This is a genomic window from Bradyrhizobium niftali (genome assembly GCF_004571025.1).
GTDB classification, from domain to species: Bacteria; Pseudomonadota; Alphaproteobacteria; order Rhizobiales; family Xanthobacteraceae; genus Bradyrhizobium; species Bradyrhizobium niftali.
Genome location: NZ_SPQT01000065.1, coordinates 1 through 12,842 on the forward strand (window position 1 = coordinate 1; position 12,842 = coordinate 12,842).

Below are 12,842 nucleotides of genomic sequence, written 5' to 3' on the forward strand. Positions count from 1 at the left end.
AGCGAAACAACAGGTCATATTCCAACCGCTCCATCAGAAGCCGCTCAGACCGGATCGAATAAAACGCCTGCAACAGCATCGCCCGCAGCAGCTTCTCCGGTGGGATCGACGGCCGCCCAATCGGCGAATAGAGCGCGGCAAACTCGCGCTCCAGCACCGCCAGCGCTTCGTTCACGATTGTCCGGATCGCTCGCAGCGGATGATCACGCCGCACCCGCGCCTCCAGATCAACGTAGCTAAACAGCTCTCCTGTTCGATTGTCGCCGCCGCGCACGCACCATCTCCGAATCGCATCGGAAGCCAATGAATCATGGTCGCCGGTCGGCGCCGAGCGCCTTTTTCAACAGCCTGCTAGTTCCGTTGCATCCAACGACCCGATCGGCTCTCCGCCGCTATACCAAACGGCGGGATGCTTACCTCGGGTCACGTTGCGGCGCACGCTTCTTCGTGGCTGAGCGCGGCGGCCGATTGCTGCACCAGTATGTTCATCGTGTTTTCTGGCGCTTGTCCCGTGAGATCAGCCAGCGCCCTCCGGCGACTATAGCGGGCCGCGCGTGCACGACTTCCGGCATCGCTTCGCCATCCGCACACTTCTCGGCTGGTATCGCGACAGGATCGATGTCGAGCAGCAGCTTCCGGCGCTTTCCATCTACCTCGGCCACGCACGCGTGCGCGACACTTATTGGTATCTCTCGGCCTGTCCGGAACTGATGGAAGAGGCGGCCCGGCGTTTCGACCGGCGCTCGGATGCCAAGCCATGAAGTCGAGCAGCAACCTCGCCGCGCTCATCGAGCGTTACCTCACCGTGCGGCTGATACGCCACCGCAATGTCAGCGCCAACACGATCGCAACTACCGAGACACGTTCCGGCTTCTGTTCCCGTTTGCACAGGCAGGGCTCCGCAAACGGCCGTCGATCCTGGCCCTCGACGATTCTTGATGCGCCTTTTGTCAGCGCGTTCCTTGCTGATCTCGAGACGACGCGAGGCGCCAGTGTCAAGACGCGCAACTTGCGTCTGGCAGCCATTTGCTCCTTCTTCCGGTTCGTATCTTTCGAGGAGCCGGCTCGCAGCGCCCTGATCCAGCGCGTCTTGGCGATACCAAGCAAGCGTCATGACAAGCGGCAGGTGCATTTCCTGACGCGGCCCGAGATCGAAGCGATTCTCGCCGCCCCAGATCGCTCGACATGGCTCGGACGTCGTGATAATGCCCTGCTGCTGCTTGCGGCCCAGACCGGCTTGCGCCTTTCCCAGCTGATCAACCTCGACAGGGACGCCGTCCACCTCGGCCGGCGCGCATGTGCGATGCATCGGAAAAGCTCGAAAGGAACGATGCACGCCGCTAACCGCGCACGCGCAGGGCGCCCTCCAGCCATGGCTCAAGGAACCGGCACGCCACACCGCAAACGCGTTGTTCCCCAACATGCACGGCGGTCGCTTAGCGCCGACAGCATCCAGGCGCTTCTGGTCAAGCATGTGCGTATCGCCAGCGCGAGGTGTCCGTCATGGCGTCCAAGCGGGTGTCGCCGCACGTGCTCAGGTACAGCCCTGCGATGGAGCTGCTGCAAGCAGGTGCCGATTGCTTGTTCATCGTACTGTGGATCGGTCATGAGTCGATCGAAACGACGCAGACCTATCTACACGCACTCGAGGAAGTAGCCCTCGCAAAGCTCTAGTTGTACGAGCACCGCAAGCGAACTCGCTCTCAGCCACGTGACCGCCTGCTCACTTTTTTCGAGGCCCTGTATGAGGCCAGGCTATGCCGAACGGAATCAGCACGACGATCGCTCGATCGCGGTAAGCCCGTCCAAACGGCGGGCTTGCTAGAACCATTCGACATAGTTTGACAGCCACATAAACCTGCAAGCTCAACGACGTCGACCCGCTTGCCTACCATGCCGACGTCCTGACGAGGATCAGCAACGGTCCTCCGACCGCGGCATCGACCAGCCGCAGCCCTGAGCCTACCGCACTCAATCCCTCAAAGCCATCACCTGAGAACGACGCTTACAAAGAAATTACAATGCCCGAAACCTATCGCCCGAGGGGTCCGCCATTGCGGCCTGAACGATACGTTCTAAACTCGATCGCGACCGTTCAGCGAAAATTGAGCGCCGCTCTCGCGTCCAGACTATCTTCAATGTCCCTGTTGCATCTCAAGTCAAAGTAGCTATCGAAATTCATGATGCAGTAAGACTAGATCTGATGCCAAGACGTTATCAATCCGCCCCCGAAGGCGTACACCCGAATCCCGTGCATTCTTTTCATTGACGACCGCTGGCCCGTGTGAATCGATTGACTGGCCGCTTAAAGCCTAGGTTCTCTCTTAAGGTTTGTCCAGAATATCTGGATCTGAATTTTCCTCGTCGGCGCAATTCAGGAACGACGAGCTCAATGAAATCCTTGAGTCCGCCGGGAATAGTCGCGGGCAACACGTTGAAGCCGTCAGCTGCGTGTTGATCAAATGTATCCACCATTACGTTGGCAATTTCCTCTGGTGTTCCAACAACCAATAGATGGCCCCTGCTGTCCGATACCAAGTGGATTAGTTGTCTCCAGGTGAATTTCTGACGGACTGCCAAGTCGACGAGCAACTTTTGACGGCTTTGGATCGAATTCGTCTGGGGCAACGTATCCGGGACGAACGAGTCGAGATCTATTGAACGCAGATCGGTGACAGAACCCAGCCAAAGCTCCGCCGCCCCAATTAGCACATCAATGTGCGTATAAGATTGTAATCTTTGAAGCTTCTCAGACGCTTCATGCTTCGTCCTACCAACGATCGGGACAATGCCCGGCATGACGAGCACCTGATCGTCCGCTCGTCCAAATGCGCGCGCTTTCCCTTTGAGAGTTGCGTAGTATTGTTTGCCGTTCTCTAAGCGCGGTTCGGCGGTGAACACGACTTCGGCGACTTCTGCAGCGAAAGCCACCCCCGCAGCGGACGCGCCGGCCTGAACCAATACGGGATGGCCCTGCGGAGGCCTTGCGATGTTCAGCGGACCTTTCACTGAAAAGTGGTTCCCATGGTGGTTAAGCACGTGCAGCTTTGCAGTGTCAGCGTAAACACCACTTTCCTTGTCGCGAATGAAGGCGTCGTCTTCCCACGTATCCCACAGACCCTTGACAACCTCTACGAATTCCTTCGCCCGGGCATAGCGGCTCTCATGATCCGGCAGTTCCTTGTCGCCAAAATTGTGGGCTTCGGAATTCATTGCCGACGTGACAATGTTCCAGGCTGCGCGCCCCTGCGATAAGTGGTCAAGTGATGCGAACATGCGTGCGAGATGATAAGGTTGGTAGTAGGTCGTCGTCGCTGTCCCGACAAGGCCGATGTTCCGTGTTCTCGATGAAAGCGCCGATAACAACGTAATTGGCTCGAGACCATCGTTACGAGCCGCACGAGCTATGGTCGTTGGATGATCTATCACGCCTTGGTGATCGGCGAGAAATACAAAGTGAAACGCCGCACCTTCGGCAAGTTCTGCGAGATGAGCATAATGGTCGATATTAACTCCGCCATTGGCTGGCGCGCTCGGATCGCGCCATGCACCTTCGTGATATCCCGCCCAAGCGAGATACAGTCCGAGCTTCATCTCATTATTGCGTCCCATGCCTAATCTCCGTCCGATTGTTTTATCCTCACGCCCTTCGTTCAGGTGGGGTGCCGCGTTTATTTGCGCCAGTGCGAGCTCAACGCGTGACTTTTCACAGCGACACGAAGTTTCGAGGGGGCACTCATGTCTTATTCATGCGACCAAATTGGCTAGACTGACTTACCTGAGAATCGACAACAACGGACCTACTAAGCGTGGTAGTGGTGTCGGGGTTTCGGCCGTCCCGCTCGCGTTGGCAGCGTCATCGATTCCAGAAACTCTGTTTTTCTTGCACTGCGCCGCTTCCGAGCTGCGGGAGTCAGCAAGAGGGAAAGCGCACCTAGTCTAAGCAGAGATTTGACGTTTCGATCGGAGAAGGAGGTTACGGCGCCGGCGCGGCAATGGAGTTCAAATTAGACTAGTGACACTCGGCCATCATGCGAATGACCGGCTCAAGCGCCTCTTCGAAGCTGCCGACACGCTCGATTTCCTTGCGCCCGCGACGAGTCCGCTTGGAAGGCCTCATCGAGGCCGGCATCTCGATCGTTCCGCCGCGGGCTATCGGTATTCAAAGTGCTGGTAAGTCAGCGAGAGCGTGCGGGCATCATTGAAAGACTCAAGAAGACAATCAATCATCAGGAGAAGTCGTAAACGGATTTTACATTACGGACGACGCGGACTTTGTCCTCTACATTGCGGCGCGCATGCATGGAAGACTTTGAGCAGTTTATCCGACAATTCTTCTACGAGAATCCGGAGTATCAAACGATTCAAGACCATGGTTATACTGGACCGGGTGAAGATGGGCTTTGCCATTCCAATCGAGGTTGTGTCAAACGATTGACCGAGCATCTTCCTCTGATTTATGGATTAGCGCCTTATGTATTTGGACCAATAAGAGGTCTCAACCGATCGTCGTGGCCCATCCCCCCTGACGGCACGATGCAAGCGACGAGAACTTGGCGGAGGTTCATCTGCGGTTCGACTGAAAAACGCTCACCCATTCCTTTGATTTATCCGTCCCGAACCGTCAACGACTTGGTCTAGAATCAGGCCATCGGGCGCGAGCTGGAGTTGCGATGACCAATTCGTCTAAGTCCCCAACGTTTAGCGCCCAAGGGATAACTGCGCCACTTCGCTATATCACCTTCCGGCGCATTTGGTTGGCTGGCGTGCTCGCCAATCTGGGTGCCCTGATTCGAAGCGTCGGAGCGGCTTGGGCGATGATGCAGATGACATCGTCGGCCGATAAAGTCGCGCTGGTGCAAACCGCGCTGATGTTGCCGGTTATGTTGATCGCGATGCCAGCCGGCGCGATCGCCGACGTGCACGACCGGCGTATTGTGGCGCTGATTTCAGCCGGTATCGCCCTCGCCGGCGCCACCGCGCTGGCAATGCTCGGCTGGTTAGGACTGATGACACCGAACCTGTTGCTGGCACTCTGCTTCCTGATCGGTAGCGGCATCGCGCTGATGGATCCGGCTTGGCAATCCTCAGTGAGTGAGCAAGTTCCTTCGGAAACGCTGCCAGCTGCGGTCGCGCTAAATAGCATCAGCTACGACATTGCGCGCAGCGTAGGACCAGCCATCGGCGGCATCGTGGTTGCGACCGCGGGTCCGGTGGCATCATTTGCACTTAACGCGTTGCTCTACCTCCCGCTGATCGTCGTGTTGTACCTCTGGAAGCGAATATCCGAGCCTTCGCGTCTGCCGCCTGAAAAGCTTAAACGCGCTATTATTTCGGGCGTTCGCTATATCCTTAATTCGCCGTCGATCAAGATCGTACTGGCTCGTTCCATGGTGTCGGGAGTGATCGCTAGCGGGCTCATCGCGCTCATGCCGTTTGTAGCGCGCGACGTTCTTCACGGCGGCGCGCAGATCTATGGCGTCATGTTGAGCGCCTTTGGTCTCGGCGCCGTGGTCGGCGCGCTTAATATCACGAAGGTGCGCAAGCTCATGAGCGCCGAGGAGGCAATCCTTGCCTGCACACTGTTGATGAGCGGAACGATCATCGCAGTAGCGCTGAGCCGCGAGCCGATATTGACGGCCGCCGCGCTGTTCCTCGGGGGAGCCGTGTGGATGATTACGTCGGCTTTGTTCAATATCGGGATACAGCTGTCGGCGCCACGCTGGGTTGCGGGCCGTTCGCTTGCCGCCTATCAGGCGGCGGGATCAGGCGGGATTGCCCTCGGCAGCTGGGTTTGGGGCTCCCTAGCTGACGTGGCGGGTGCACCAACAACCCTTCTGATCTCGGCCGGGTTGATACTGGTATCATTGGCCTTGGGGCTTTGGTTGCCGATGCCCGGCATTGGTTCTCGTGAGCAAGACGCCGAGATGCTCGCCGATCCCGAAGTACGAGTTGCGCTTACTGGGCGAAGTGGGCCGCTGGTGGTCGAGATCGAATATCGCGTAGCGCAGGAGAACGCACGGGCCTTTCATAGCATGATGCAGGACGTGCAGCTGTACCGTCAGCGCAGCGGCGCTTATGGCTGGTCTATTGCACGTGACATTGCCGACCCCGAACTGTGGACTGAACGCTATCACTGTCCGACATGGTTAGATTATCTGCGACAGCGCAATCGTTCGACCAAGTCGGAGCGCGCCCTAGATCGGCAGGCAACGGCCTTTCATATCGGTCCAGAGCCCGTGCGAGTCCGCCGGATGCTGGAGCGGCCCTTTGGGGCGGTACGCCGGAAGGAGGAAGAACCTGAACGCCCTGCAAAGGAAGTGGCGCGCGGTCAAGGGCCGCCTTAGGCTAGTGTCCTGAACCAGAAGTTCGCAATATTGGATCTTGTTTTGCCGAGGCATTGTAACGACAGAAGCGCTCGATGGAAGCAAGGATGTCTTCGGCGGATTTGGCCATCGGAACGGTTTGGGATCTGCGTTGTGTCGCTCGATGAACGAGGCGATGTCGGCCCTGAGGGCGGCTACGCTGCGATAGACGGCGCGCCTGATCTTCTTATGAGTGAGGAGCGCGAAGAAGCGCTCAACTTGGTTGAGCCATGACGAACTGGTCGGGTCAGGTGCACGTGCCAACGCGGCCTTTTGGCCAGCCATCTCCGGATCATTGGGGTCTTGTGCGTGACGTAATTGTCCATGACGAGATGGACGTCGAGTTCGCGCGGTACGGCAGCCTCGATCTCGTCGAGAAACTTGCGGGCTGCGGTCCAGCGCCTGGATTTGGGACTTCTCATCCACACACAGAACGATGGCAGGTTCCGGCGGCGAGACGTAGAGGCCCACGAAATCGCGCACTTTGGCCACGAAGTTCGGATCGGTCGAGAGCTTGAACGTCTCCATCCGGTGCGGCTGGAGCCCAAAGGCCCGCAAGATGCGTTGCACCGTCGACACCGACACGCCGCTGGTCTTCGCCATGTCGCGGGAGCTCCAATGGTGGCGTTCTCAGGGCAACTCTCCAATGTCCTCACGATCACCGCTTCGATGCGGGCATCGTCTATCGTGCGCGGCGCGCCGGAGCGCGGCTCGTGGTGTAGCCCGGCCACGCGCTGCTCCATAAAACGCCGCCGCCACTTGCCTACCTTTCTGTCGATCCAGGGCCAGCTTGGCCGCCACTTCCTTGTTCTGATCACCTTCTGCGCAGGTCAGCACGATCCGGGCTCTCAGAGCCAGCGCCTGAGCCGTCTTTCGTCGCATCGTCAGCGACTTCAGTTCCGCTCGCTCATCATCGCTCACCCGACGAAATCAGATGCCGATTTGTCAGGGCATTGTGGTTGAGGGTGGGCCAGTGGCTTCGACGCCGGTCTCATCGCAAAGCGCGACAGCCCCTTTTCGTAGCTGCTGAACTATGCGTCCACGAACACACCGTTGGCAAGTAGCGCGGCCGACTCCTGAAGGATCGTTGTAATGCGCAGCTTGACGAAGCTCGCCGTGGTCGCCCCCGAGCCATCAACAACGACCAGGTTGCTGTGGTAATCGAGTGGACATTACGCACAACGCTGCCGGACGCGACGCACTGGCCGATCCGCTCGATGGCCGCAGAAACTGGTCTTTCCTACACTACGATCCGCCGATGTGGACGGCATTCGGCCTGCAGCCGCACCGCAGCCAGGCCGTTTAAACTGTCGAGCGATCCGCTATTCGTCGACAAGGTGCGCGATATTGTCGGGCGTTACCTGTCCCACCGAACGGAGCCATTGTTCTAAGCGTCGATGAGAAGACTCAGACCTGGCACTCGATCAAGAGTGATTGGTGTTGCCGATGATGCTGCCCGCGCTTCGATGTCGCTTCAGAGTTTGTCATTGGCGAATGCTACAAGCGGCATCGGGCTGCCAAGTTCTTGAAGAAAGTTCCTCGAAGAGATCGATGATCAAATCCCTGAGGGGGTCGCTGAAGACTCTTTCAAAGAGCACGAAGCGTGGTCGGGATGCTGAAACGTGTCCGGCCTTTTGCTGCGGCTGTCACATGCCGCCCGTATGGGAGTGCGCGGAACGGGTCCAATTCAACCTCGCGTGCTCGAGGCGCGTATCCATGATCTGGTTTTTCCCGATTCCTGTCCGTGAGGCGTCGCGCCATACTCTCCGGCTGACCTTCTCACACTCTCACGGTCCCTGCCGCGGAACTCCTTCCGCAGCTCGAGCCCGATAGGTTCCGCCTCTCGCCATCCAATGCCAGGTATGCGCGGCATCTTGTTAGCGAGGGGCGATAATCAGCATCGGCGGTTTGCGGGCAAGCATGCACGCAAGCCAAGGATCCGCTGTCGAGCCTTTGCACATTATCCCAGCACGGCCGCGCTCACGCCGATAGTCAGCAGTCGGCGAGGAGTTCGCTCATCCATGCGTGACGTCTTGCCGAGCTTCTGCTTGCCGCCGGTGGAACGCTGCAGTTGGGTAAGACCCAGCCATGCCGCAAAATCGCATCCCCTCTTGAAGGCTTGGGCTGTCGGCGCGAGGACAACGAGCGCCGTAGCCGTGATCGGTCAAATTCCTGGGATCGTCAGCAGCCGCATCGCTTCTATCCTCCTTGGCGCACCGTGGAGCTCTCGGTCGAGCAGCGCTACCTTCGACGAGTAGTCGCAGGATCCGTCGAGCTAGCTCAGGAAGGCGGCGTCATGGCATCGATCGCGGAAACGAATTTACCAACATGGCGAGGGACCTTGGGCCGCCAACGACACCCTCGCTTCCGTGGCTCTGCCGATACAATGCTCAAGCCAACGCTCGTAAAATTGCGAATTTCTGGCTTGGGACACTAGCTGCTTTGCTGTCCTCAATGTCTGATTGATTGCGCCGAATGTCCCGAACCCGACAAAGCGCGCCGACTATTGCTGTGAGCACGCCAACTACCTACGCGTTTTCGCTCTCGTTAAGAAGCGTGCACCGCACTCCGCGAATGGCACGCCGGTTGCTTGGATAGCGAGATAGATGCAGACGGAGATCGACCTATGAAATTCGCTTCCGAACACAAGGCTTTTTGGGACGCTTGCAACAAGAACTATCCCGATCAGATGGGCCCTAGCGGATTCGGCGGGCAACTTTTTGGCTCGAGGACGCTTGCCGGAATACACGCTGTCCTGAATGCTGATCATTCTGACCGTTTTGCAAAGCCGTCCGATCGAAACTGGATGTCGTCAATCTACCCATTTATTGCTGACCAGCGTTTCACAAAAATTGGAGCTTTGGCCATGACTTATAAAGGGCTGGTAATCTACAAAACACCTTTTGATCTGGCTCTATATCCACGGCTCATTTGGGAACTTCAGCCGAGGACAATTCTAGAACTCGGTTCAGCTCAGGGTGGCAGCGGACTGTGGTTCGCTGATAAAATGTCAGTGCTTTGTGAGAAGCTCGGCGAAGTTCACTCCTTCGATTTGTATAGCAAAATTGTCCATGAGAGGGCAAGAAAGCATCCACTACTTACCTTTCATCAAATAGACCTTTCTGACGTCACCAACTTCGACAAAGATATGCTGATCAGCTTGCCTCATCCGTGGCTTGTGATCGACGACGCGCACGTGCAGATATTTTCTGTGTTTTCCTACCTGAACGACTTTCTGGTGTCAGGAGATTACTATGTAATCGAAGACAATCCTGTGCACGCGAATCGAGAATTTATCGATGGCTTCCAGTTGATCGAGCAAGCAGGATTCTTAATCGATACTTACTACACTGATGCGTTTGGGACCAATGTTACTTGTGCTTCAAATGCATGGCTTCGAAAGTCGTAAGCCTGCGCCGATGAAGTACCGGGCCAGGAACATCATCGGTCTCATAGCTGCGCGATGCAATGTGCGCTCGGGTAGAATCGTGCGCGGCCGCAAGATCGGGCGGCATTCAGCGAATCCGATCTTTGATGTGGAAGACGCTTCTGTGACGGCGGGATGCGCTTTGCTGGGTCGGCGCGGTAGCCAGCAAAGCGCGCGCCGGACTGCAAGGCTGCCTATCGCGGCGGTCCATTCAACCAGCCGGCGCCCACAAACGCCGGTATTCTCGATGGCGAGATAGCTGCCCGTGGCGAATGCAGGTCAGCCTGAAACAGATGGGCGAAGTTTTCTCTATCAAATATTCGATGGTGTTTAGGTGCGATTTGGTGTGTCGTCCTGGATGTGATTAGCAACGCGGGACGATCGTCAGGAGGACCTGCTGCTTCGTGCGCTCGATTGTGGGCGTCCCGCTGGTGCCATTGACGTCGCTAATTGGCGGGAACTTTCTGGATGAGTGCTTTGATTCTGTGTGCCAAGACGGTCCGACGCAGCCTGGCTGCCAACGCTGCTTGTCACCAGTCTGCTCATTCTGAAACACATGCACAATCTGTCGATGAGGTGTTGTGCGCCCGCTGGATCGAGAAGCGCTACTAACAATGCTTCTGCGTCGAGTTGACTTCTAGCACCGGCTGCCTACAGCGCGACAATTTGGCTGCGAAGCGCATGCGTCCCGACCACTTCGGTCCGCCGCGTGATCTCGCCGTTGACCCGTTCGAGCGGATTGGTAACCGGTATGAGATTTCTCGGTGCCAACGTTCCGCTGCGGTGTTCTACATCGTGGCGTATGGTGCGACCATCGGGACAGAGGCACCGGGAGCACGAAGGTGCGGGCAGGCCGATACACACGATGAGCCGAGAGCTCGTGTTAGTAGCTGGCCGCCTCTGCGACTCGCCCGGTTGCGCCGTGAGTGCGAATCCGTAGTTGTCGTGTCGCCCGCCGCTCCCGCTATAACCAACGGAAGGGAGGACGCGCAGATGCGACGCGTGATTGGTATTGATGTTCACCGAACCTTCGGCGAGGTGGTAATCTGGGAAGACGGCATCCTTCGACATGCCGGCCGGGTCGACATGACCCGGACCGCCCTTGAAGGGATGGGCAAGAGTCTGCGGTCGACCGACGAAGTGGTGATCGAGGCGACCGGAAATAGCATGGCGGTGTCGCGGGTGCTGGCGCCATTCGTGGCCCGGGTGATTATCGCCAATCCGTTGCAGGTGAAGGCGATCGCTCAGGCGCACGTCAAGACTGACAAGATCGACGCCGGTACACTCGCCAGCCTGCAGGCGGCGGGCTACCTGCCGCAGATCTGGACGCCTGATGCGGAGACCGAACGCAAGCGCAGGTTAGTGGCGCGGCGCTACCAGGTCGTGCGGCATCGCACGCGGCTCAAGAACGAAGTGCATTCAATCCTGCATGCGCACCTGATCCCAAAGTGCCCGCATGCCGATCTTTTCAATGCCCGCGGCCGGGCGTGGCTGGCCGCTCAACAGTTGCCGGACGATGAGCGCGCGGCGATCGATCGGCACGTTCGTGAGCTCGACCGGCTGGCGGAAGACTTGGCCCTGCTCGACCGCAAGATCGCTCAGGACGCAATCGACGATTCCGCGGTCAACAGATTGATGACGATCACCGGCGTGAATGTGACAGTCGCTGCCGGGATCGTGCGGCGATCGGCGACATCAGCCGGTTCAGCAGCCCGCAGAAGCTGGTGAGCTATTTCGGGCTGAACCCGCGGGTGCTGCAGTCCGGACTGGGAGCCGCCCATCACGGTCGCATCAGCAAGATCGGCCGCAGTCACGCGCGCGCTATGCTGGTCGAGGCGGCCTGGGCAGCGGCCAAGGCGCCCGGTCCACTGCATGCTTTTTTCGTACGCATCCGCGCCCGGCGCGGCCATCAGATCGCCGCGGTGGCCGTGGCTCGCAAGCTCACGGTGCTCTGCTGGCATTTGCTGACGAAGGGCGAGGATTACGTGTGGGCGCGCCCTGCGCTGGTCGCCAACAAGACCCGCGCGATACAAGCCGGACATCCGCAGCAGAAGGGCAGCCGTCGTGGACCAGCCTATGCCTACAACATCAAGGCGCTGCGCGACCGCGAGATGTTGATTGCCGCCCAGGCGGAGCGAAGCTACGAACGATTCGTGTCGCAATGGAAAGCGCGGCGACCAAAAACCGGCGCGCGGGCGCCTCAATCCGGCAAGACAAAATAGGCAGTCCGGTGACGCTTGCAGCCGACTCGCCACGCTTCGCCACGAGGTCGCCCGCGCCCGACAAACATAATCATAGCTGACGGCAACTTCCAGCCGCTTCAGTCCCATTCCACGCAGCGTGCCACCGTGCTCGGGCCGGTCAAGGCCAAGCCTTGCGGTGACCGCAAATGCGGCCAGCCTTGACCGGCCCTGCGCGCGGCGGCTGATAGATCGGTGGCCGGGACGGAAGAATGGCCCGCAGTGGGGCCGAACAAAAGAATGGACGTAGAACGATTTCCGCAATCGTCGTCTCGGACAAAAAAAAGCGCTTGTCCATCTCATCCGTGGAATGCAGCTTGGTCCGGTGCTGCGGTGGGAACGTCATATAGGCCAGCACGTCAGTCTCGGCCTTGTCCAGGAAGCCAGCAAGCTTGGGGCGGAGCTGGTCGGCGACCTTGCGCCATTGCGCCTTGGCGGCCTCCGCATCGTCTTGGGCAAACGCGGTGGCGATGAAGGCCGAGACGACGCGCTGCCCGCTCTTGCCGGCATGCGCCAGCGCGTTGCGCATGAAGTGGACGCGGCAGCGTTGCCAGGTGGCGTTGAGAACCTTTCCGACCGTGGCTTTGATCCCCTCATGGGCGTCGGAGACGACGAGCTTGACGCCGCGCAGGCCGCGCCGCGCGAGCTTGCGCAGGAACGCGGTCCAGAACGTCTCCGCTTCGGAGGGGCCGACATCCATCCCAAGCACTTCTCTGCGGCCGTCACTGTTGACCCCGACTGCGACGATCACCGCAACCGACACGATGCGACCCTGCTGGCGCACCTTCACGTAGGTGGCGTCGATCCACA

General features: G+C 58.7%; 7 protein-coding genes and 6 pseudogenes. 8 read left to right on the forward strand and 5 right to left on the reverse strand.

Annotated elements, in window-relative coordinates; genetic code table 11:
• Positions 1-274, reverse strand: a 274-nt coding sequence (locus tag E4K65_RS45180; RefSeq protein ID WP_135179579.1) for a transposase, incomplete at its 3' end; no start/stop codon positions are given.
• Between the two features lie 280 nt (positions 275-554).
• Here E4K65_RS45180 and E4K65_RS49295 point away from each other — a divergent pair.
• The 4 genes and pseudogenes from E4K65_RS49295 to E4K65_RS49890 all read left to right on the forward strand — a co-directional run.
• Positions 555-761 carry a site-specific integrase gene (locus E4K65_RS49295; protein WP_235886040.1) on the forward strand — a complete coding sequence of 69 codons (207 nt, stop codon included), beginning with the start codon at positions 555-557 and terminating at the stop codon, positions 759-761.
• Positions 758-1,435, forward strand: a pseudogene (locus E4K65_RS45190) (tyrosine-type recombinase/integrase); the annotation flags it as partial. The gene E4K65_RS49295 and the pseudogene E4K65_RS45190, both read left to right, overlap by 4 nt.
• Positions 1,436-1,551: 116 nt before the next feature.
• A complete protein-coding gene (locus E4K65_RS49665) occupies positions 1,552-1,674 on the forward strand; it encodes a site-specific integrase (RefSeq protein WP_283813940.1) in 123 nt (40 codons plus the stop codon).
• Positions 1,675-1,889: 215 nt separating this feature from the next.
• A pseudogene (locus tag E4K65_RS49890) lies at positions 1,890-2,168 on the forward strand (hypothetical protein); the annotation flags it as partial.
• 94 nt (positions 2,169-2,262) lie between these two features.
• Here E4K65_RS49890 and E4K65_RS45200 read toward each other — a convergent pair.
• Positions 2,263-3,612: an LLM class flavin-dependent oxidoreductase gene (locus tag E4K65_RS45200; RefSeq protein ID WP_135179580.1), complete on the reverse strand. Its 1,350-nt coding sequence runs from the start codon at positions 3,610-3,612 to the stop codon at positions 2,263-2,265.
• Positions 3,613-4,673: 1,061 nt separating this feature from the next.
• On the opposite strand from E4K65_RS45200, the gene E4K65_RS45205 reads away from it, so the two are divergent.
• The gene (locus tag E4K65_RS45205) at positions 4,674-6,347 is read left to right on the forward strand and encodes an MFS transporter (RefSeq protein WP_135179581.1); all 1,674 of its coding nucleotides are present in this window, start codon (positions 4,674-4,676) and stop codon (positions 6,345-6,347) included.
• Position 6,348: 1 nt separating this feature from the next.
• Here the strand turns inward: E4K65_RS45205 and E4K65_RS45210 are convergent.
• Positions 6,349-7,286 (reverse strand): annotated as a pseudogene (locus E4K65_RS45210) (IS630 family transposase).
• 98 nt (positions 7,287-7,384) lie between these two features.
• Between E4K65_RS45210 and E4K65_RS45215 the strand changes: the two are divergent.
• A pseudogene (locus E4K65_RS45215) lies at positions 7,385-7,942 on the forward strand (transposase); the annotation flags it as partial.
• Between the two features lie 383 nt (positions 7,943-8,325).
• On the opposite strand, the gene E4K65_RS45220 reads toward E4K65_RS45215, so the two are convergent.
• Complete coding sequence (locus E4K65_RS45220; RefSeq protein ID WP_135179583.1) at positions 8,326-8,526, reverse strand: transposase; 201 nt, start codon at positions 8,524-8,526, stop codon at positions 8,326-8,328.
• A gap of 465 nt (positions 8,527-8,991) precedes the next feature.
• Between E4K65_RS45220 and E4K65_RS45225 the strand changes: the two genes are divergently transcribed.
• Both E4K65_RS45225 and E4K65_RS45235 read left to right on the forward strand, forming a co-directional pair.
• Positions 8,992-9,774: a CmcI family methyltransferase gene (locus E4K65_RS45225; RefSeq protein WP_135179582.1), complete on the forward strand. Its 783-nt coding sequence runs from the start codon at positions 8,992-8,994 to the stop codon at positions 9,772-9,774.
• Between the two features lie 1,029 nt (positions 9,775-10,803).
• Positions 10,804-12,014, forward strand: a pseudogene (locus E4K65_RS45235) (IS110 family RNA-guided transposase).
• A gap of 307 nt (positions 12,015-12,321) precedes the next feature.
• Here E4K65_RS45235 and E4K65_RS45240 read toward each other — a convergent pair.
• A pseudogene (locus E4K65_RS45240) lies at positions 12,322-12,842 on the reverse strand (IS256 family transposase); the annotation flags it as partial.